18 protein-coding genes are annotated in these 20,050 nt (G+C 68.0%); 11 read left to right on the top strand and 7 right to left on the bottom strand.

Annotated elements, in window-relative coordinates:
• Positions 1-266 precede the first annotated feature (266 nt).
• The 5 genes from EV667_RS05705 to EV667_RS05685 all read left to right on the top strand — a co-directional run bounded on the left by EV667_RS05705 (position 267) and on the right by EV667_RS05685 (position 4,131).
• Positions 267-1,028 carry a GntR family transcriptional regulator gene (locus tag EV667_RS05705; RefSeq protein ID WP_131834296.1) on the top strand — a complete coding sequence of 254 codons (762 nt, stop codon included), beginning with the start codon at positions 267-269 and terminating at the stop codon, positions 1,026-1,028.
• Between the two features lie 4 nt (positions 1,029-1,032).
• Complete coding sequence (locus tag EV667_RS05700; RefSeq protein WP_131834295.1) at positions 1,033-1,821, top strand: transporter substrate-binding domain-containing protein; 789 nt, start codon at positions 1,033-1,035, stop codon at positions 1,819-1,821.
• A gap of 261 nt (positions 1,822-2,082) precedes the next feature.
• Positions 2,083-2,754: an amino acid ABC transporter permease gene (locus EV667_RS05695; RefSeq protein WP_131834294.1), complete on the top strand. Its 672-nt coding sequence runs from the start codon at positions 2,083-2,085 to the stop codon at positions 2,752-2,754.
• 11 nt (positions 2,755-2,765) lie between these two features.
• Positions 2,766-3,425 (top strand): amino acid ABC transporter permease, encoded by a 660-nt coding sequence (locus EV667_RS05690; RefSeq protein WP_131834293.1) that lies wholly within the window; start codon positions 2,766-2,768, stop codon positions 3,423-3,425.
• Entirely contained in the window at positions 3,403-4,131 is a 729-nt protein-coding gene (locus EV667_RS05685) for an amino acid ABC transporter ATP-binding protein (protein WP_131834292.1), read from the top strand. Before EV667_RS05690 ends, EV667_RS05685 begins: the two co-directional genes overlap by 23 nt.
• Before the next feature lie 9 nt (positions 4,132-4,140).
• Here EV667_RS05685 and EV667_RS05680 read toward each other — a convergent pair whose 3' ends face one another.
• Entirely contained in the window at positions 4,141-5,091 is a 951-nt protein-coding gene (locus EV667_RS05680; protein ID WP_131834291.1) for a LysR family transcriptional regulator, read from the bottom strand.
• A gap of 150 nt (positions 5,092-5,241) precedes the next feature.
• Here EV667_RS05680 and EV667_RS05675 point away from each other — a divergent pair, with 150 nt between their 5' ends.
• From EV667_RS05675 to EV667_RS05660, 4 genes are all read left to right on the top strand, one after another.
• Complete coding sequence (locus EV667_RS05675; protein WP_165901558.1) at positions 5,242-6,066, top strand: alpha/beta hydrolase; 825 nt, start codon at positions 5,242-5,244, stop codon at positions 6,064-6,066.
• Between the two features lie 158 nt (positions 6,067-6,224).
• Entirely contained in the window at positions 6,225-7,409 is a 1,185-nt protein-coding gene (locus tag EV667_RS05670) for an efflux RND transporter periplasmic adaptor subunit (RefSeq protein WP_425359018.1), read from the top strand.
• 39 nt (positions 7,410-7,448) lie between these two features.
• Positions 7,449-10,628 (top strand): efflux RND transporter permease subunit, encoded by a 3,180-nt coding sequence (locus EV667_RS05665; protein WP_131834289.1) that lies wholly within the window; start codon positions 7,449-7,451, stop codon positions 10,626-10,628.
• Between the two features lie 164 nt (positions 10,629-10,792).
• Positions 10,793-11,128 carry a (2Fe-2S) ferredoxin domain-containing protein gene (locus EV667_RS05660; protein ID WP_131834288.1) on the top strand — a complete coding sequence of 112 codons (336 nt, stop codon included), beginning with the start codon at positions 10,793-10,795 and terminating at the stop codon, positions 11,126-11,128.
• Here the strand turns inward: EV667_RS05660 and EV667_RS05655 are convergent, their stop codons facing one another.
• The 3 genes from EV667_RS05655 to EV667_RS05645 form a co-directional block, all read right to left on the bottom strand.
• Complete coding sequence (locus EV667_RS05655) at positions 11,129-12,154, bottom strand: FUSC family protein (protein ID WP_131834287.1); 1,026 nt, start codon at positions 12,152-12,154, stop codon at positions 11,129-11,131. It abuts the gene before it with no gap.
• A 3-nt stretch (positions 12,155-12,157) separates the two neighbouring features.
• On the bottom strand, positions 12,158-13,138 hold the full coding sequence (locus tag EV667_RS05650) for an HlyD family secretion protein (RefSeq protein WP_131834286.1): 981 nt from the start codon (positions 13,136-13,138) through the stop codon (positions 12,158-12,160).
• A gap of 175 nt (positions 13,139-13,313) precedes the next feature.
• Complete coding sequence (locus EV667_RS05645) at positions 13,314-15,683, bottom strand: mechanosensitive ion channel family protein (protein ID WP_131834285.1); 2,370 nt, start codon at positions 15,681-15,683, stop codon at positions 13,314-13,316.
• A 220-nt stretch (positions 15,684-15,903) separates the two neighbouring features.
• Between EV667_RS05645 and EV667_RS05640 the strand changes: the two genes are divergently transcribed.
• Positions 15,904-16,572 carry a DedA family protein gene (locus EV667_RS05640; protein ID WP_131834284.1) on the top strand — a complete coding sequence of 223 codons (669 nt, stop codon included), beginning with the start codon at positions 15,904-15,906 and terminating at the stop codon, positions 16,570-16,572.
• 160 nt (positions 16,573-16,732) lie between these two features.
• Positions 16,733-17,611 (top strand): hypothetical protein, encoded by an 879-nt coding sequence (locus EV667_RS05635; protein WP_131834283.1) that lies wholly within the window; start codon positions 16,733-16,735, stop codon positions 17,609-17,611.
• Between the two features lie 33 nt (positions 17,612-17,644).
• On the opposite strand, the gene rpe is transcribed toward EV667_RS05635, so the two are convergent.
• The 3 genes from rpe to EV667_RS05620 form a co-directional block, all read right to left on the bottom strand.
• A complete protein-coding gene (gene rpe / locus EV667_RS05630) occupies positions 17,645-18,325 on the bottom strand; it encodes a ribulose-phosphate 3-epimerase (protein WP_131834282.1) in 681 nt (226 codons plus the stop codon).
• Positions 18,326-18,420: 95 nt separating this feature from the next.
• Positions 18,421-19,374, bottom strand: a complete 954-nt coding sequence (gene cbbX / locus EV667_RS05625) for a CbbX protein (RefSeq protein WP_131834281.1) — start codon at positions 19,372-19,374, stop codon at positions 18,421-18,423.
• A gap of 245 nt (positions 19,375-19,619) precedes the next feature.
• On the bottom strand, positions 19,620-20,039 hold the full coding sequence (locus EV667_RS05620; RefSeq protein ID WP_131834280.1) for a ribulose bisphosphate carboxylase small subunit: 420 nt from the start codon (positions 20,037-20,039) through the stop codon (positions 19,620-19,622).
• Positions 20,040-20,050: the final 11 nt, after the last annotated feature.

The following is a 20,050-nucleotide window of genomic DNA, read 5'->3' as shown; positions in this document are numbered from 1 at the left end:
CATCGCCCATTGCGGCAGCACACTGACTGCGGATGCGGCAGATTGGCGGAGAGGCATCGGTGCTCTCGCAGGACCGAGCGCCCGATTTCCCTCATGGCCAGGCTTGACCCTGCCACCAAGACCTCCCTGCCGCGCCTTTCTGTCCCCGGGTCAAGCCCGGGAGATGGCGTGCGGGGCAATGGGTCCCGCCATCCTCCCACCCTTGGCACGCTGATTGCTTACAGGCTTGTATACAAGTTTGTAAGCAGACGTGCGGGCCCAGCCTGATGAACCCAGCCACCGCCAATATCGAGGAGGCGATCCTTTCCGCCATCCTCGCCGGCCGCATCAACCCGGGCACGCGGCTCGGCGAGCAGAAGCTCGCCGATCTGTTCGGCGTGTCCCGCACCCGCGTGCGCGAGGCGATGATGCGGCTGGAAACGCGCGGCGTGGTGCAGGTGAGCGCCCGGCGCGGCTGGTATGTGGTCGAGCCCTCGGCGGAGGAGGCGCGCGAAGCGTTCCAGACCCGCCGCGTCATCGAGACCGGCCTGCTGCATTCCCTGCGCGAAGTGCCCCCCGACGTGCTGAAAAGCCTGAAAGAGCACGTCGCCATGGAACGCGACGCGATTGGCGCGGGGGATGTGCATTCCCGGGCGTGCCTGCTCGGCGACTTCCACATTCATCTCGCCGACGCGCTGGGCAACCGGATGCTGACCGAGATCATCCGCGACCTCACCGCCCGTACCACGCTGATCTCCATGCTCTACCAGCCGACCGAAAAGGCCGAGGAATCCAGCCACGACCATGAGGACATCGTCGCCGCCATGGAAGAGGGCGACCTGGCGCTGGCCGCCCGGCTGATGGACGAGCACATCGGCAAGGTCGAGGCGGGGCTCGACCTCACCGCCAAGCCCGACCCGCTGGCGGGACTGCGCGCCCTGCTTTCCCCGGCGGTGTTCGCCGGCAACGCCCCTTCCGTGCCGCATACCCACGAGCACCCGCACGAGCATTCCCATTCCCACGGCCGTCCGGCCACCAAGGAGGATTGACCGCATGAACCGTCGCAGCCTTATCGCTTTTGCCGCCGGCGCCCTGCTGGCCGCCACGCAGATGCCCCTGCCCGCTGCCGCCGACGCGCTCGCCACCATCGAGGCGAACAAGGTGATCCGCATCGCCGTGCCGCAGGACTTTCCGCCCTTCGGCACGGTCGGCGCCGACATGGAGCCCAAGGGCTATGATGTCGACACCGCCAAGCTGATCGCCGAAAAGCTGGGCGTGAAGCTGGAACTGGTGCCCGTCACCAGCGCCAACCGCATCCCCTATTTGCAGACCAACAAGGTCGACCTCGTCATCTCCTCGCTGGGCAAGAATGCCGAGCGCGAAAAGGTGATCGACTTCACCACCGCCTATGCGCCCTTCTTCAATGGTGTGTTCGGCCCGGCGGATGTGACGGTGACGGACGCGGCCGGCCTCGCCGGCAAGACGGTCGGCGTCACGCGCGGTGCGGTGGAAGACCTGGAGCTGACCAAGATCGCCCCGGCCGACCTCACCATCAAGCGCTACGAGGACAATAACGGCACCATCTCCGCCTTCCTCTCCGGCCAGGTCGATCTGATCGCCACCGGCAATGTGGTGGCCGCCGCCATCCTCGCCCGCAACCCGCCGAAGAAGCCGGAGATCAAGTTCCTCATCAAGAACTCCCCCTGCTTCATCGGCCTCAACAAGAACGAGCCGGCGCTTCTCGCCAAGGTGGACGAAATCATCGCCGGCGCGAAGAAGGACGGGGCGCTCGACGCCATCTCGCAGAAGTGGCTCGGCGCCAAGCTGCCGGCGGATCTGTGAGAGCGGGGTTTGCGGGCGTGTCCCGGCCCAGCAGAGCCAATGGCGAAGCGCCGAGCCGGGACCCAGCACAGGACTCCGCCTAGGGCGCTTCCTCGGTGATCATTCCTTTGAAGATTGCCGAGGCTCCGCCGCGTTCCTCCTGGGCCCCGGATCGGCTCCGCGCGTCGCGCGGCTTGTCCGGGGAACGGCGGAATCTCTAACCCTCCCCTCTCCCGTCAGGGAGCGGCGTCCCCTTCCCCCCATCAGCGGGAGTTCACGGGCATGAACTACGCGTTCGATTATGGCTGGCTGTTCGTCTATTGGCCGGTCCTCGTGAAGGGCATCGGCATCACGCTCGAGCTCACGCTGGTCGGCGGGGTGCTGGGCGTCGCGCTCGGCATTGCCTGCGCCTGGGCGCGGGCGCTGGGGCCGGGCTGGCTGCGGCCGGTGGTGGCGACCTATGTCGAACTGATCCGCAACACGCCGTTCCTGATCCAGCTGTTCTTCATCTTCTTCGGCCTGCCGGCGCTGGGCGTGCGGATGGGCGAGCTGGAGGCGGCGAACCTCGCCATGGTGATCAATCTCGGCGCCTATGGCTGCGAGATCATCCGTGCCGGCATCCAGGCGACGCCGAACGGCCAGTTCGAGGCCGGCGCCTCGCTCGGCATGAGCCGGCTGCAGACCTTCTGGCATGTGGTGCTGATCCCGGCGCTGCAGCGCATCTGGCCGGCGCTCTCCTCGCAGATCGTCATCGTCATGCTGGGCTCGGCGGCGGTGTCGCAGATCGCGGCGGAGGACCTGACCTTCGCGGCGAACTTCATCCAGTCGCGCACCTTCCGCGCCTTCGAGGCCTATTTCGTGGCAACCGCGATTTATCTCGCCCTCGCCATCGCCCTGCGGCAGGCGCTGCGCGGCCTCGGCTGGACGCTGTTTCCAAAACGCACGGCGCGGTGAGGGAGGCGATCATGGATGAATTCACCACCTGGGACATTCTGCGCAACCTGCTGCTGGCGGCGCGCTGGACCGTGCTGCTCTCGCTCGTCTCCTTCATCGGCGGCGGGCTGGTCGGCGCGGCGCTGCTGTTCGCCCGCATCGGCGAGGGCCGGATCGGCCCCGCCTTCGTCAAGACCTATGTCGAGCTGTTCCAGGGCACGCCGCTGCTGATGCAGTTGTTCCTCGCCTTTTTCGGGCTCGGCCTGTTCGGCATCGACGTGCCGGCCTGGCTGGCGGCGGGGGTGGCGCTGATCCTGTGGTCAGCCGCCTTCCTCACCGAAATCTGGCGCGGCTGCGTCGAATCCGTTGCCCGCGGGCAGTGGGAAGCCTCGTCCAGCCTCGGCATGGGCTACCTCCAGCAGATGCGACACGTCATCCTGCCGCAGGCCCTGCGCATCGCCGTGCCGCCCACGGTCGGCTTCTCGGTGCAGGTGGTGAAGGGCACGGCGCTGACCTCGATCATCGGCTTTGTCGAGCTCTCCAAGGCTGGCACCATCGTCACCAATGCCACCTTCGAGCCGTTCACCGTCTACGGCTTCGTCGCCCTCATCTATTTCTGCCTGTGCTGGCCGCTGTCCAAGTCTTCCCAGATCCTTGAGAGGAAGCTCAATGTCGCTCATCGAAATCACTGAGGTGAAGAAGCGCTTCGGCGACAACGAAGTGCTGAAGGGCATAAACATCGACGTCGCGCCCGGCGAAGTGATCGCCATCATCGGCCGCTCGGGCTCGGGAAAATCGACGCTGCTGCGCTGCATCAACGGGCTGGAGACCATCGACGAGGGCTCGATCTCGGTGGCCGGCGCGCAATTGCTGCCGGACGAGCTGCACCTCAAGGCGCTGCGGCTGAAGGTCGGGATGATCTTCCAGCAGTTCAACCTGTTCCCCCACCTCACGGCGGGGCGCAACGTGATGCTCTCGCAGATGGTGGTGAAGAAGACGCCGAAGGCGGAAGCCGAGGCCATGGCGAAGAAGATGATGGAGCGGGTCGGGCTCGGCCACAAGTTCGATGCCTATCCGGACCAGCTCTCCGGCGGCCAGCAGCAGCGTGTCGCCATCGCCCGCGCGCTCGCCATGCAGCCCATCGCCCTTCTCTGCGACGAGATCACCTCGGCGCTCGATCCCGAACTGGTCAGCGAGGTGCTCGCCGTGGTGAAGGAACTCGCCGGCGAGGGCATGACGCTGATGATGGTGACGCACGAGATGCGCTTCGCCCGCGACGTGTGCTCGCGTGTCGTGTTCATGCATCAGGGCCGGGTGCACGAAATCGGCAAGCCCGAGGACGTGTTCTCCAGCCCGAAGACGCCGGAACTGCAGCAGTTCCTCGGCGTCGCGCACTGAGGCACCCTCTCAGTCGCGTGGGCCGGTGGGCAGAATGAGCGAGGCGGCGGCGGAGCGGTAGGCGCCGCCGGAGCCGAACAATTCCGCCACCCAGTCGACGAAGACCCGCAGGCGGCTGCTCAGATGCCGATTGGGGGCGTAGACGACGTGCAGCACGATCGGCCCGGCCTGCCAGTCCGGCAGCACCCGCACCAGCGCGCCGGACTCGAGATAGGGCGCGACCATCGCCTCGATGGTCTGCGTGATGCCCAGCCCGGCGAGGCCGGCGGCGAGATAGGCGGTGGAATCGTTGGTGGCGAGCACATGGGGCAGGTGCAGTTCATAGCTCTCCTCGCCGCGCACCATGTCGAACGCCACCGGCCGCCCGGTGCGGGCGCTGAAATAGCCGATGATGTGATGCCCCTGCGCCAATTCGCGCGGGTGCTGCGGCAGGCCGTGGCGCTTGATATAGGCGGGGGCGGCGTAGTGCATCAGCCGCACCTCGCCGATGCGGCGGGCGATCAGCGTCGGATCGAGAAGGTCGCCGCCGCGAATGGCGCAGTCGACATTCTCGGCCAGCAGGTCGACCGGCCGGTCGGTGACGCCGAGATCGAGCTGGATGTCGGGGTGGCGGGCGAAGAAGTCCGGCAGCGCGGGAATCAGCGCATAGAGCGCCAGCGACGAGGGCACATCGACCCGCAACCGCCCCGACGGGGTCGCCTGCGAGTGCGCCATCGAGCCGTCAAGCTCGTCGAGATCGGACAGCAGCGCCAGCGCGCGCTCGTAATAGGCCGCACCGTCCGGCGTCACCGCCACCCGGCGGGTCGAGCGGTTGAGCAGCTTGGTGCGCAGATGCGCCTCCAGTTGCTGGATCAGCTTGGTGACGGTGGGCTTGGGTATGTCGAGCAGGTCGGCGGCGCGGCTGAAACTGCCGGCCTCCACCACCCGGGCAAAGGCCCGCATCGCCGCGATCTGGTCCATAGCTACCGTCCTATTATTTCTATACGTGAATAATGTTATCGCAAAACGGCTATTTTTTCGACAGCGCATCGGTATTAGGTTTCGCTGCACTGCAATAGATATTGGCGATATCGGGTGGCGGCAAAGGCCGGCATCACGATGGTGGGCACCATGACCGCATTGTGGACCGAGGAGAGGCTGGAGATCGACGGGACGGCGCTACCGGCGCGCGTCTATCGCCCCGGCACGCCCCTGCGTCCGACCCCGCTGGTGCTGTACCTGCACGGCGGCTGCTTCACCGATGGCGACCTCGATTGCAGCGCACGGGTCTGCCAGCTGATGGCTGAAGCCGGGGCGGTGGTGGTGTCGATCGACTACCCGCTGGCGCCCGAACACCCCTTTCCGGCGGCACTGAACGTGTCGTTCAAGGCGCTCGGCCGGCTTTATGCCGAACGGGCGACATGGGCGGGGCGCGGCGCGCGGCTGTTCGTGGCCGGCGATGAAGCCGGCGCCAATCTCGCCACCGCCCTCAGCCTGATGGCCCGCGACCAGCAGGCGCCGCCCTTGTCCGGGCAGATCCTGCTGTCGCCCATGGTCGACCCCAGCCTGTGCTCAAGCTCCATCCACGCCGCCGCCGCCGGCGCGTCGGGGTGCAAATGGGCGGATGGCTGGCATCGCTATCTCGGCAGCGCCGACCGCGCCGCCCATCCCTATGCCGCGCCCCTCGGCTCGCGCCGGCTGGGCGGCGTCGCCCCCGCCCTTATCGTCACCGTCGACGACTGCCCGATCCGCGACGAGAGCGTCGCCTATGGCGAACGCCTGCGCGAGGGCGGCGTCACCGTCGAATGCCACATGCTCGAAGGCACGGACTGCTCCTCGCGGAGCATGGACGAAGCCATCGAGGCCGCCCCGCTTTGGGAGGGGGTCCTGCGCGACCTGTTCCAGAAATTCCTGGCGGAAAATTCCGCCGCACCTGTTCGCACCATTCGGGCCTGAGGGCCGGGAGATCCGTCATGAGTGACAAGACAATCGGCACCGAGGCCGCCCCGACACACGTCGCGCACGCCGCCATCGTTCACGATGGAACGCCCCGCACGCCCCGCTCGAAGACGCAGCGCGGCTGGCGCGAGGCCGGGCTGGCGCTCACCCTCGCCATGCTGGCAACCGCCGGCGCGGTATTCGTTTCCTGGCCGAGCTCGACGGCGCTGGCCACCGATCCCGCGCCGGCCGAAGCCGCCGCCCCGCCGGCGATGCCGGTCGAGGTCGCGGTGCTGAAGGCGCGCGACACCATGAAGTGGGACGAGTTCTCCGGCCGCCTGCGCGCGGTGGAAGTGGTGGATGTGCGCTCGCGCGTCGAGGGAGCGGTGGAGAAGATCCACTTCCGCGAAGGCGCGCTGGTGAAGCAGGGCGACCTGCTCGTCACCATCGACCCCGCCCCGTTCGAGACCGCGGTGACCCGTGCGGAATCCCTGCGCGAGGCCGCCGCCGCGCGGGTGGAACTGACCCGCAGCGAGCTTGAACGCGGCAAGCAGCTGGTCGACAACCGCACCGTCTCGGTACGCGACCTCGACCAGCGCACCAATGCCTATCGCGAGGCGGAAGCGAACCTGCGGGCGGCGGATGCCGCCGTGCAGACCGCCAAGCTCGACCTCGGCTATACCGAGGTGCGTGCCCCGGTGGACGGGCGCGTCGGCCGCATCGAGGTGACGGTCGGCAATCTCGTCGCCGCCGGTGCCTCCTCGCCGGTGCTGACCAGCCTCGTCTCGATCAACCCGATCTATGTCAGCTTCGACGCCGACGAGAACGCGGTGGCCGAAGCGCTGGCCTCGGTGGGCGAGCATGACGTGGCGCTGACCGAGATCGACCAGATCCCGGTCGAGATCACCACCGCCACCACGAGCGGGCGCACGGTGCGCGGCCATCTCCAGCTCGTCGACAACCAGGTCGACACGGCCACCGGCACCTTCCGCCTGCGCGCCGTGTTCGACAATGCCGATGGCCGCCTCGTTCCGGGCCAGTTCGCCCGGGTGAAGATGGGCCGCGGCAAGACCGAGTCGGCGCTGGCGGTGAACGAGCGCGCCATCGGCACCGACCAGGACAAGAAGTTCGTCTTCGTGGTCGGCGACGACAACAAGGCCGTCTGGCGCAAGGTGACGCTCGGCCCGCCCTCCGACGGGCTGCGCGTCATCACCGACGGGCTGAAGGAAGGCGAGCGCATCGTCGTCAACGGCCTGCAGCGCGTGCGCCCCGGCGCCGTCGTCGCGCCCGAGATCGTGCCCATGGAAACCGCATCCGCCGCACCCGCGACGGACCCGACCACCTCCGTCGCCGCGCGCTGATCGCAGCCCCGACGCTCTGCCTCCTTGGGGGAGGACGCTATGAATTTGTCCCGATTCTTCATCGACCGGCCGATTTTCGCCGGCGTCCTCTCCGTGCTGATCTTCCTCGCGGGGCTTCTGGCCCTGCGGGTGATGCCGATTTCGGAATATCCGGAAGTCGTGCCGCCGCAGGTGATCGTGCGCGCCACCTATCCCGGCGCCAGCCCGAAGGTGATCGCCGCCACGGTGGCCACCCCCATCGAGGAAGCCATCAACGGCGTCGAGGACATGCTTTATATGTCCTCGCAGGCGACCACCGACGGCGTGATGACGCTGACCGTCACCTTCAAGCTGGGCACCGACCCGGACAAGGCGACGCAGCTGGTGCAGAACCGCGTCGGCCAGGCCGAGCCGCGCCTGCCCGAAGAGGTGCGTTCGCTCGGTATCACCACGGCAAAGAGCTCGCCCACCTTCCTCATGGTGGTGCACCTCATCTCGCCCAATGACCGCTACGACATCACCTATCTCCGCAATTACGCGGTGTTGAACGTGAAGGACCGGCTGGCCCGCATCGGCGGCGTCGGCCAGATCGAGATTTTCGGCGGCGGCGACTATTCCATGCGCGTCTGGCTCGACCCGCAGAAGATCGCCGAGCACGGGCTTTCCGCCAGCGACGTGGTGGGCGAGATCCGGGCGCAGAACGTGCAGGCCGCTGCCGGCATCGTCGGGGCCTCGCCGGCGCAGGCGGACGTGGACCTCCAGCTCACCATCAATGCGCGGGGCCGGCTGGAGACCGAGGAGGAATTCGGCGACATCGTCGTGAAGACCGGCGAGACCGGCCAGATCGTGCGCCTGCGCGACGTCGCCCGCATCGAGCTCGGCGCCGCCGACTACGCGCTGCGCTCGCTGCTCGACAACAAGCAGGCGGTCGGTCTCGGCGTGTTCCAGGCGCCCGGCTCCAACGCGCTGGAAATCGCCGACAACGTGCGCGCCACCATGGCGGAAGTGAAGAAGACGATGCCGGAAGGCGTCGACTTCGACATCGTCTACGACACCACCCGCTTCGTCGACGCCTCCATCGACGCGGTGATTCACACGCTGTTCGAGGCGGTGGCCCTGGTGGTCATCGTCGTCGTGGTGTTCCTGCAGACCTGGCGCGCCTCCATCATCCCGCTGCTCGCCGTGCCCGTCTCTATCGTCGGCACCTTCGCGGTGATGTATATCTTCGGCTTCTCGATCAACGCGCTGAGCCTGTTCGGGCTGGTGCTCGCCATCGGCATCGTGGTCGACGACGCCATCGTGGTGGTGGAGAATGTGGAGCGCAACATCGAGAACGGGCTGACCCCGCGCGCCGCCGCCTATCAGGCGATGAGCGAAGTGTCCGGTCCGATCATCGCCATCGCGCTGGTTCTGGTGGCGGTGTTCGTGCCGCTGGCCTTCATCTCCGGCCTGTCGGGCCAGTTCTACCGGCAGTTCGCCCTCACCGTTGCCATCTCGACCGTCATCTCGGCGGTGAACTCGCTCACCTTGTCGCCCGCTCTGGCGGCGCTGCTGCTGCGCAGCCACGACACGCCGCCGGACCCGCTGCAGCGTGTGATCAACTTCCTGTTCGGCTGGTTCTTCCGTGGCTTCAACTGGGTGTTCGCGCGCGGCTCGCACGGCTATGGCAAGGGCGTGCGCGGCACGCTGAAGGCCAAGAGCCTGGTCATGGTGTTCTATGCCGTGATGCTGGGCGCCACGTGGTGGCTGTTCCAGGCGGTGCCGCCCGGCTTCGTGCCGGCGCAGGACAAGCAGTACCTCGTCGGCTTCGCCCAGCTGCCCGACGGTGCCACGCTCGACCGCACCGAACAGGTGATCCGCCAGATGACCGAGATCACCCTGGCCCAGCCCGGCGTTTCCAGCGCCGTTGCTTTCCCGGGACTCTCGATCGCCGGCTTCTCCAACTCGTCCAATGCCGGCATCGTGTTCTCGGTGCTCGACCCGTTCGAGGACCGGCAGAGCCCCGAGCTTTCCGCCGGTGCCATCGCCGGGGCGCTGAACCAGAAATACGGGGTGATCAAGGGCGCCTTCATCGCCATGTTCCCGCCCCCGCCGGTGCAGGGCCTCGGCGTCGTCGGCGGCTTCAAGCTGCAGCTGGAGGACCGTTCGGGACAGGGCTATGAAGCGCTGAACGACGTGACCAATGCCTTCATGGCCAAGGCGATGGCCGCGCCGGAGCTGACCGGCCAGTTCACCACCTACCAGATCAACGTGCCGCAGATCTTCACCGATGTGGACCGCACCAAGGCCCGCCAGCTCGGCGTGCCGATCAACTCGGTGTTCGAGACGCTGCAGGTCTATCTCGGCTCGCTCTATGTCAACGACTTCAACAAGTTCGGCCGCACCTACTCGGTGCGGGCGCAGGCCGACGCGCCGTTCCGCGCCCGGCCCGAGGACATCGGCAAGCTGAAGGTGCGCTCCAACAGCGGCGAGATGATCCCGCTCTCGGCGCTGCTCCGGGTGGAGACGACGGCCGGGCCGGAACGCGCCCAGCGCTATAACGGCTTCCTCACCGCCGACTTCAACGCGTCGCCGGCGCCCGGCTATTCCTCGGGGCAGGCGCAGGAAGCGGCGGTGCGGATCGCGGCGGAAGTGCTGCCGCCGGGCTTCGACTATGAATGGACCGACCTCACCTATCAGGAAATCCTGGCCGGCGATTCCTCGTTCCTCGTGTTCCCGCTGGCGCTGCTGCTCGTCTTCCTGGTGCTGGCCGCCCAGTATGAGAGCCTGACGCTGCCCATCGCGATCATCCTGATCGTTCCCATGGGCCTGGGCGCGGCGCTGTACGGCGTCTGGCTGGGCGGGGGTGACAACAACATCTTCACCCAGATCGGCCTCGTCGTGCTGGTCGGCCTGTCGGCGAAGAACGCGATCCTGATCGTGGAATTCGCCCGCGAGCTGGAGTTCATGGGCCGCAACCCGGTGGAGGCGGCGATCGAGGCCAGCCGCCTGCGCCTGCGGCCGATCCTGATGACGTCCTTCGCCTTCATCATGGGCGTGCTGCCGCTGGTGCTTTCCACCGGCGCCGGCGCCGAGATGCGCCATGCCATGGGCATCGCCGTGTTCGCCGGCATGATCGGCGTCACCTTCTTCGGGCTGTTCCTCACGCCCGTCTTCTACGTGCTGCTGCGGCGTCTGGCGGGCAACCGCCCGCTGCGGCAGCACGGCGAGGCCCATATCGCGCCGCTTGCGGCCGAGTGAGCCTTGCTGCCCGGCCGGGAGGCCAATTTCCAGTGCGTCGGTTGCCCCCTCGGCGCGCCTGAGCCCAGCCTCCCGGCCGGTATAGGTCGACAATTCCCCCCGGCGATGCCACATGCCCGCCGAGACGGGCCCACCGGGCCGGCAATGGCAGGGGTCCGCCGCACATGAAGGCCATCAGATCCGACTGGACGGACGTGGTGCTGGTGTGCCGCAAATGCGCGAAGAAGCTGGACGGCGGCTTCGGCTCCGACGGCCGGGAGGCGTTGCCCAAGGCGCTGCGCGCCGCCGTCGCCCGGCGCGAGGGCGGCAAGCCGATGAAGAAGCCGCGCCGCAAGGGCGCGCCTGTCGCCGTCATCGAGGTGCCCTGCCTCGACATCTGCCCGAAGAACGCCGTCATCGTCATTCCCGCCGGCACGCCCGGCGTCTGGGCCAGCGTGCCGCGCGGCGCCGATCTCGATGCGCTGCTGGCGACGATCGCCCCGGCGCGCGACCGCGACTGATCAGGCGGATTTTTCCGCCGGCTTTTCCGCTGTGGGCGGCGGGTTCAGCGCCCAGACCAGCGCGGTCATGATGCTCACCCCGATAACGATGCCGACCAGCCGGTCGAGCGGGGGAAGCAGCGAGGATGGCGGCCCCGGATATATGAGCGTGACGATGTAAGCGATGGCCGACTGCGTGCCGATATAGGCGTTGGGCATCTTGGAAAGATGTACCCGCGCGAAGGAGAAGATGCCGAGGAACAGCATCGCCGCCCACCAAAGCTGATCGGTCGCGTCGAGCCCGATGACCAGCAGCCCCGCCGCGCCCCCGGCAATGCAGCCGAGGATGCGCTGCCAGCCCTTATGGCGCGTGGCATTGGGGTCCGTATCCACCACGATGAGGCTGGAAATCAGCACCTGCGGCAATTGCGGCAGGTCGAACTGCGACCAGACGATGACGATGACAATGGCGCCGAGACCGGCGATCAGCGCCTGTCGCAGGGCATTCTCGGGCGTGCTCGCCACCGCCTGCGCCTTGAGCCGGGCATGCAGTTCGCCGGCATTCGGCCCCAGCGCCCAACTCGCCAGCGTGCCGCACACCACGCCGATGATGATCTCGTAGCAGCGATAATGCGCGAAGCTGTAGAGGTCCTGCGGCTGGACCATGGAAAACAGCATGACCAGCATGAAGGTCAGCCCGCCATAGAACCAGGCGTAGGAATAGGCGCTGCGCTGCTTGCCATAGGTACCGATGGCGGCGGAGGCCCCCACCAGCAGCGCCTGCTGGATCGGCAGCCCCTCCATCCATTGCGCGACGACAAAGCCGACACCCACACCGACAAGGGTGCTGAGAACCCGCAGCACGCCCTTTGTTACCAGTGCGTCGCGATCGGTGTTGGCGATCATCAGCACGCTGAGCGCCGCCCAATAGGGCTCGTCCAGACCCATCGAGAGCGCGATGTACACCGCCGCGAGCACCCCCGTGGCGGTGGCGAACGCCTGCCGGTCGACGTCGCTCATGCCTTCCGGGCGAGCGGCCTCCGCCATCGCTCAGAACCAGATCAGGACGCGGGCATCGGCGCCGTTGAACAGGCCAAGCCCCTCGGGCCAGTCATCCAGAGTCACCTCGATGGGAAAGCGCCGGGGCAGCCGCACCCAGTCGGTGGTCGGCTTGACGTAGGGGATGACCTGCGGATTGTCGGGCGAGCGGGCGACGCCGCCGGAAATGCCGCTCACCCGGCCCCAATGCAGCGCCCAGGGGTCGGAGCCCAGCGTCAGCATCACGCGCTGGCCAACCGCGATGCGGGCGAGATGGCGCTCGCTCACATTCGCCACCACGCGGCGGCGGTGATCGGTGACGATGGCGAGCACCTCGGAGCCGGGGCGCAGATAGTCCCCCACCCGGGTAACGAAGGGCGCCACGCGGCCGGCATCGGGAGCGCTCACCACCGTCTTGGACAGCTCGTACTGCGCCTTCGCCAGCCTGGCCTCCGCGGAAGCGATGGCCGCCTGCGCCACGGCCACACGTCGCGCCGTCACCGCGAGTTGCGCCTCGGCGGAGGTCACGTCGGCGCCGGCGGTGGCGACGTCGCGAGTGGCGACATCCAGCGTCGCCTCGGGCGAATAGCCTTCCGTCTCCAGCGTCTTCACGCGGCCGAGTTGGTCCATCGCGTTGGTCTGCACCGCCTGCGCGGCGGTGACGCTGGCTTTGGCGGCGTTCACCTCATCCCGCGCGAGGTCGAGATCGGCGCGGGCCGTGGCGAGCGCGGCCTGCGTCTCCTGCACCTTCAGCGCGTAGGGCGTGCGCTCGATCTCGAACAGGAGCTGGTTTGCCGCCACGTCCTGGTTGTTCTGCACCGCCAGCTTCGAGACCGGGCCCTCGATCTGCGCCGACATGACCACGATGTCGCTCATCACATAGGCGTCGCCGGTATAGGCGAAGAAGCGCACGCAGGTCTCGTAGAGCAGGAACAGCCCGAGAATCACGCCGACGATCAACGTCACCGGATGGCGGAGCAGGCGACTATTCATGAATCCAAGCAACTCCACGAGACCCGGCATGGAGCCGGCGCTGGCGCCATCATCGCGGCTTTGTCCCGCGCGCTCAATCCTCCCCCGCTACCCGGGCGGCCGCGCGAGGCGCGGCCTTTCGCTATGGTTAGCGCTCAGTGCCGCGCGAGGCAGGCACCTCCACTATGGTTAACGCTCAGTGCCGTTGCTCCTCGATGGCGGGGAGCATCGGCTCCTCGTCCTCCTCGCTGCGCTCGCGCGCGCCCGGGTGCTCCTCGATCATCGGGCCCGGCGTGCTGGCGGCGGCGCGGGCGGCGGCGGTTCGGCGGGCGCGGGCGGGCGCGGCGAGATCCTCCGGGCTCTGGTTCACCACCCGCAGCGGCGGGGCCATGCCCTTTTTGTCGGTGCCGAGATAGACCGTCTGGTGCGGGTACGGCATCTCGATGCCGCGCGCGTCGAAGGCGGCCTTGATCCGGCGGTAGAATTCGCGCCGCACGTTCCACTGGCCCAGCGGGCGGGTCTTGAAGCGGCCGCGCAGCTGGATATGCGAGGGGTCCAGCGCCTCCACGCCCACCACCTCGAACGGCGCCGTGATGGTTTCCGCCAGCGGCCCGTTCGCCACCATGTCGGCAGCCACCTCCGCCATCAGCGCCAGCGACTCGTCGATGCTCTCGCGATAGGCGATGCGCACATCGACCACCGCATAGGCGAAGTCCTTCGACATGTTCTTGACCGTCTGCACCTCGCCGAACGGAATGGAATGCACATTGCCGTCGAAATCGCGCATGTGGACGGTGCGGATGGTGATCTTTTCCACGAGGCCGGCATGGGCACCGACCTCCACCACGTCGCCGACCGAGATCGTGTCCTCCATCAGGATGAACACGCCGGTGATGACATCCTTCACCAGCGTTTGCGCGCCGAAGCCGATGGCAAGGCCCAGCACGCCGGCACCGGCCAGCAGCGGTGCGATGTTGATGCCGATCTCGGACAGCAGGATCAGGCCGCCAAGGGTGAGCAGCACCACGCGGAAGGCGTTCTGCAGGAAGGGCAGCAGCGTCTTCAGCCGGGTCGAGTTGGGATTGCCCGCCCGCAGCCGCTCGGCGAAGGCGGTGGACAGTTCCCACGCCAGCAGGCCGATGAACACCACCACGCCGATGGAGATGAGCCGGCCCACCGCCACCTGCCCCGCCTCCGAGGCCAGCCGCTCGAAGGGGCGCGCGCCCCAGATCTCCAGCAGCACGAGGCCCGCGAGCAGCACCACCAGCCCCTGCATGGCGCTGCGCAGCGCCGGCAGATAGCGGTTGGCCCGCGCCTCCAGTAGCGGATAGCGGGCGCTCATCTCGCCATTGAGGTGGAACACCCGGGCAAAGGCCCGCAGCATCAACGCGATGACCAGCGACGCCAGGCCGAGAGTCAGAACCGACAGCAGGGTCGCGCGGGCCAGGAACGCGAAGCCGCCATCGACATCGAGAGTCCAGACCAGCAGGCCGGCTATCACATAGGCGATGGCGAGGACATGCCAGAAATCGGCCACCGCATCGCGCAGCCGCGCCACCCGGCCCTCGCGGGCGCCGAGCCGCCGCAGCCGCCGCCCCACACCGCCACGTATCTGCAGGATGAACACGATGCACATGCCGGCGACGAACAGGGCGAGGGCGTTGCCGAAGAAGCGGTAGGTCGGCAGGGCCAGCCCCAGCACCCAGGCGGCGCGCAGAAGGAAATGACCGTAGACGAGGGTGTAGGTGAAGCGGCGGACCCAGAGATAGCCATAGGCCGCGCTCTCATGGTCGAACGGGAACAGCCGCATCTGCGGCGCGTCCGGTGTCAGCACGGCACGGGCGCCGGCCAGGATGAGGCGGGCCAGCACATTGGCATTGATGACGGTGACGACGGCCAGCCGCACGATGAAGTTGAGCTCCACCAGCGCCAGCACGCCGAAGGCCGCCGCCGCGAAGGCCACGATCGGCACGATGTCGATGACGGTGCGCAGCGCCAGCAGCAGGAACCGCATGAAGACGCCCCGGCCGGGTCGCGCCTCGATCGCCCGGCGCAGCCGCGCCAGCAGCCGCTTGGCGAGGTATTCGGCCAGCAGCGCGGCGGCGAGCACCGCGATGACCATCGTCACCGCCCAGCCCACGCGCTCCAGCACCAGCGGGTCCGACAGGTCGCGGAAAAGCTGCTCGGCCTGCGCCGGCAATTGCTCGATCTCGCCGACGAGCGCCAGCACCGATCCGGAAATCGCTCCCAGCGACTGGGTGGCGCCGGACAGCCAATCGTCCCGGACCTCCGCCGGGCTTTCGGTAGCGTCCACGGCGGCAGCGCCGGGCCCGCGTTCCACCAGCGCCCGCAATTGCGCGAGGAAGCGCGCCCGCGCCGCTTCGTCGCTCAGCGTGTCGAGGAGGGCGCGCAGGTCGCTATGGGAAGAAGGTGGAGAAGTATCGGGCGCAGGCGCGACCGCAGCGGCCGGCGGGATCATCTGCTGAGCGGCGAGCGGGGCTGCGAAAAGCGGTGTGGCGAGAAGGGAAAGGGCGATGAGCAGGCGGCTGAGGGCACGCAGCGGCATGAGGCCTTCCGTCGTTCGCGCCCCCTCGGCTATGGAGCCACGAGGACGCAGAGGTGAGGGAGCCGGAACGGCGTGTGCGGCTTTTTTAACGCGGCAGATGGCAAATGGTTCCGACAAATCGACAGATCGTTCCCAGGCACAGCGTCGCGATGTCGCTGTGGCCTTGCTCCCGTCACCTTCATCGACACATTGGGGCGATCGGTTCCGGCAGTGTGAGGACATGGAAGCTTTATCCGCCAGTGTGGTCGCGTTTCTTCAGGGCCACGAATATCTGATCCCGCTTGTCATCGGTCTCATCGCGTTCGGCGAGTCGCTGGTGATCATCGGCCTGCTGATCCCGGCGACGGCGCTGATGCTGGCCATTGGCGGGCTGGTGGGCACCGGCATCGTCTCGCCCCTGCCGGTGATCGGCAGCGCGATTGTCGGCGCCATCCTCGGCGATATCGTCTCCTACTGGCTGGGACGCTGGCTCGGGCCGCGCGTGGTGCACCGCCCGCCGCTGCTGCGCTACCGCGAACAGGTGGCGCAGGCGCGGCTGTTCTTCCGCCGCTTCGGCTTCGCCTCGGTGTTCGTCGGCCGCTTCTTCGGCCCGGTGCGTGCCACCATGCCGCTGGTCGCCGGCATGATGCGGATGGACCAGCGTCGCTTTCAGTTCGCCAATGTGTCCTCCGCCTTCGTCTGGGCCCCGGTGATGCTCGCGCCCGGCTGGCTGGCCGGCAAGAGCGCCAGCGAATTCGGTGCCCACAGCCACGGCGAATGGCTGGTGCTGATGGTGGGCATCACCCTCGTCATGCTGATTGCGACCTTCGTCGTGCTGCGGGTGATCAAGGGCCGCATTTCCAAGCGGCCGCGCAACCGGCGCCGCCCCAGCGGGGCCCCCGTCGCCTGATCCGCGCGCCTTGCGCACCCGTCTTAACCATTTCGTAAGGATTCGCCCGCCTGCGCGATGCCTTGCGATATTATGGGGCCGAATACGCCCGTCGACGGCCGCGCCCCGGCGCCGCCCTCGGTGAGCGACAGGCTTGGCCAAGGGCGGACGGAAACGCGCGATGATCGACAAGCTTGAGCCTTCCATCGCCCCCCAGCGGATGCGTGCCGACGAGGAAAACGGCGCCCCGCGCGCCTCGGCGGCGCCCTCCGCGCCGGCCGCCCGCGCCAAGGGACCGCCGCAGGACCCGGTCGCCTTCCAGCGCTGGCTCGGCATCGAGCAGCTCAAGGTGCAGATGCGCCGGCTGGAGCTGGAGAACAAGCGGGCCGAGGCCCCGGCGTCCCGCGCCGCGCACCCCGCTCTCCCGGTGCTGTATGGGCTGGTGCTGGTCATCCTGCTGGCGCTGGTCGCCTTCCTCGCCGCCCAGGTGCTGAACCTGAGGGAGGATGTTGCCGCGCTGCGCAGCGCCCAGGGCATCATGGCCGAGCGTCTGCAGGCGCTGGAAATGCCGCCTCCCCCGCCGCAGGCGCTGGCACCGGAAGCCGCCCCCCCGGCCGCGATGACCCCCGCCGCGCCCGCGACGTCGCTGCCCTCCCCGGCCTTGTCCAGCCCCTCCCCGGCGGATGCGCTGGTGCCGCTCGCCGGCACCACGCCGATGCCCGCCGAGGCAGAGCCCGCCACCCCGGCCCTGCCGGGCGCGGGTTACACGGTCCGCATCTTCGCGCCGATCAATACCGTGGCCAAGGCGCGGGTCGACGCCTTCACCGCCCCGCTGAAGGCGGCCGGCTTCGACGTCGTGGTCTCCGACACCGGCGTGGTGCAGACGACCAGCAACACACTGTCCTTCCACGCCGGCAGCGGCGACATGGCCAATGAGGTCGCCGAGATGATCCAGAAGCGGCGGCCGGCGCTGAGCGTCGAGTTGCGGGCCTCGCCCTCCATTCCCGAGAGCGCCCGGCAGGTACTGATCCTCAACCTGACCGAGGACGCGTTCAACTGAAGCGCGCGCCGCGCCCGTTCGGCGCCGCGGCCCTCAGGCGGCGGCGCGCCCGCGCCGGGCGGCGCGGCCGGCCTCGCGAATGGCGGCGATGTTGCCGGCATAGCTGTCCCTGCCGCCCTTGAACACGGCCGATCCGGCAACCAGCACATTGGCCCCGGCGGCGGCGCACAGCGCGGCGGTTTCCGGCGTCACCCCGCCATCGACTTCCAGATGGATCGGCCGCTCGCCGATCATCGCCCTGAGACGATAGATCTTCGGCAGCACGTCGGCGATGAAGGCTTGGCCGCCGAAGCCGGGATTGACCGTCATCGGCAGGATGAGGTCCACCTTGTCCAGCACATAGGCCAGCGCGCTTTCATGCGTCGCCGGGTTCAGCGCCACGCCGGCCTTCTTGCCGAGCGAGCGGATGAGCTGGAGGCAGCGGTCGAGATGGTGCGTCGCCTCGGCCTGCACGGTGATGATGTCCGCCCCTGCCTTGGCGAAGGCCTCGATGAACGGCTCCACCGGCTCGATCATCAGATGCACGTCGAACAGCTTGTCGGTGTGCGGGCGCATGGCCTTGATGACATCCGGCCCGAAGCTGATATTGGGCACGAAATGCCCGTCCATCACGTCGAGATGGATCCAGTCAGCGCCGGCGCTCGCGACATCGCGCACCTCCTCGCCGAAGCGCGAGAAGTCGGAGGCGAGCATGGAGGGGGCGATGAGAACCATGGGGTGTGTTCCTTCAAGTGGCTGACGTCCTGCGGCTGGGACGTCGTGCCCCCTCACCCCGACGGGGAGGAGAAGGGCGCGCGCATGCGGAGCGTTCAACCGGCGGGGCGCAGCGGCGGGTAGCTGTCGATGCCGCCGGAGAAGACACGGCTGGCGAGGATGTCCTCGGCGGTGATGGTGACGAGGTCGTCCGCCGTCACCGGCCGCTCGGAATTGAACAGTCGGTTGGCCTGGCGCAGCCGGGCGCGGTCGAGCGCGTTGCGGATGGAGCGGCCATTGGCGAAATGCGGCTGCAGCATGCGCAGGTCGATATAGCGGCGGAACGCCTCCTCTGCCTCGCGGCTCATGCGGTAGTTCATGGTGTCGAGGATGCGGGTGCCGATGGCGTCGAGCTCGCCGGCGGAATAGTCGGGAAAATCGACATGGTGGGCAACGCGAGATCGGAATCCCGGATTGGCGGTGAAGAAGCGTTCCATGCGGTCGGAATAGCCGGCGAGGATGACGACGAGGTCGTCGCGCTGATTTTCCATCACCTGCAGCAGGATCTCGATCGCCTCCTGCCCGTAGTCGCGCTCGTTCTCCGGGCGGTAGAGGTAATAGGCCTCGTCGATGAACAGCACGCCGCCCATTGCCTTCTTGAGGATTTCCTTGGTCTTCGGCGCGGTGTGGCCGATGTACTGCCCAACCAGATCGTCGCGTGTCACGGTGACGAGGTGGCCCTTGCGGACATAGCCGAGCTTCTTGAGAATCTCCGCCATGCGCAGCGCCACCGTGGTCTTGCCGGTGCCGGGATTGCCGGTGAAGCTCATATGCAGGGTCGGGCTCGTCGCCTCCAGGCCGAAGCGCCGACGGGCGGTGTCGACCAGCAGCAGCGCGCCGATCTCGCGCAGCCGCCGCTTCACCGGCACGAGGCCCACCAGCTCGCGGTCGAGCTGGTCGAACACCTCGGCCAGCCCGCTGGCGGCAAACTCGGCGCGCAGGTCAATGGACTCGGGCACCTTCGGCGTCGGGTCGGTGGCAAGGGTGGGATCGTCGATCACGGCGTCCATGTGCGTGCTCCTGCCGGCATCCTTCGAGGCGCGGCTGCGCCGGGCACCTCAGGATGACGTCGATTCAGATTCTCGCTGTGCCACGTCATCCTGAGGTGCGAGCGAAGCGAGCCTCGAAGGAGGCTCGCTGAAAAGAAAAAGGGGACCGATGCCGGGCGCGGCATTCCGACATCGGTCCCTCGCGGCCGGGGAGGAAACCGGTCGGCCGCGATTCTCCGTCGGGGGAGTAGTGGGAGACCGACGGATCAGTAGCGCGCACCCTCCGGGCGGTTGGCCGCATAGGCGCGCGTCGTGTAGCGGATCGACCGGCCCTCGACTTCCTGGCGCTCCAGCACGAAGCCGGGCTCGTCGGTGGGGCGGTCGGTGAGGAAGGAGAGGCGCAGCGATTCCCACGTATGGGTGGCATCGAAGGCGCTGAGGCGGATGTAATGCCGGCCCTTATAGGCCTTGCGGCATTCGTTCAGCTCGAACATCACGCCGGCCGCGTCCGGCACGTCGAACATCGGGTGGCCCCACAGCTCCCAATAGGTGTTGCGCGGGTGCGGGTCGTCGGTGAACTCGATGTTCACCGCCCAGCCCTTGTCGATGCAGTACTGGACTTGGCGGGTGATCTGCTCGTCCGTCAGGTCGGGCAGGAAGGAGAAGGCTCCCTGGGTCAGGCGCATGGTGGTGTCCT

It is taken from the genome of Ancylobacter aquaticus, assembly GCF_004339465.1.
Classification (GTDB): domain Bacteria; phylum Pseudomonadota; class Alphaproteobacteria; order Rhizobiales; family Xanthobacteraceae; genus Ancylobacter; species Ancylobacter aquaticus.
The sequence above is the reverse complement of the archived record's forward strand: the minus strand, read 5'-3'. Positions and strand labels throughout refer to the sequence as shown.

Coding starts and splice junctions, on each gene's coding strand:
- cbbX (WP_131834281.1), bottom strand. CDS start 19,374: ATGGACGCCGTGATCGACGATCCCACCCTTGCCACCGACCCGACGCCG.
- EV667_RS05620 (WP_131834280.1), bottom strand. CDS start 20,039: ATGCGCCTGACCCAGGGAGCCTTCTCCTTCCTGCCCGACCTGACGGAC.
- EV667_RS05635 (WP_131834283.1), top strand. CDS start 16,733: ATGATCGACAAGCTTGAGCCTTCCATCGCCCCCCAGCGGATGCGTGCC.
- EV667_RS05660 (WP_131834288.1), top strand. CDS start 10,793: ATGAAGGCCATCAGATCCGACTGGACGGACGTGGTGCTGGTGTGCCGC.
- EV667_RS05690 (WP_131834293.1), top strand. CDS start 2,766: ATGGATGAATTCACCACCTGGGACATTCTGCGCAACCTGCTGCTGGCG.
- EV667_RS05655 (WP_131834287.1), bottom strand. CDS start 12,154: ATGGCGGAGGCCGCTCGCCCGGAAGGCATGAGCGACGTCGACCGGCAG.
- EV667_RS05650 (WP_131834286.1), bottom strand. CDS start 13,138: ATGAATAGTCGCCTGCTCCGCCATCCGGTGACGTTGATCGTCGGCGTG.
- EV667_RS05640 (WP_131834284.1), top strand. CDS start 15,904: ATGGAAGCTTTATCCGCCAGTGTGGTCGCGTTTCTTCAGGGCCACGAA.
- EV667_RS05670 (WP_425359018.1), top strand. CDS start 6,225: ATGCTGGCAACCGCCGGCGCGGTATTCGTTTCCTGGCCGAGCTCGACG.
- EV667_RS05695 (WP_131834294.1), top strand. CDS start 2,083: ATGAACTACGCGTTCGATTATGGCTGGCTGTTCGTCTATTGGCCGGTC.
- rpe (WP_131834282.1), bottom strand. CDS start 18,325: ATGGTTCTCATCGCCCCCTCCATGCTCGCCTCCGACTTCTCGCGCTTC.
- EV667_RS05680 (WP_131834291.1), bottom strand. CDS start 5,091: ATGGACCAGATCGCGGCGATGCGGGCCTTTGCCCGGGTGGTGGAGGCC.
- EV667_RS05665 (WP_131834289.1), top strand. CDS start 7,449: ATGAATTTGTCCCGATTCTTCATCGACCGGCCGATTTTCGCCGGCGTC.
- EV667_RS05645 (WP_131834285.1), bottom strand. CDS start 15,683: ATGCCGCTGCGTGCCCTCAGCCGCCTGCTCATCGCCCTTTCCCTTCTC.
- EV667_RS05705 (WP_131834296.1), top strand. CDS start 267: ATGAACCCAGCCACCGCCAATATCGAGGAGGCGATCCTTTCCGCCATC.
- EV667_RS05700 (WP_131834295.1), top strand. CDS start 1,033: ATGAACCGTCGCAGCCTTATCGCTTTTGCCGCCGGCGCCCTGCTGGCC.
- EV667_RS05675 (WP_165901558.1), top strand. CDS start 5,242: ATGACCGCATTGTGGACCGAGGAGAGGCTGGAGATCGACGGGACGGCG.
- EV667_RS05685 (WP_131834292.1), top strand. CDS start 3,403: ATGTCGCTCATCGAAATCACTGAGGTGAAGAAGCGCTTCGGCGACAAC.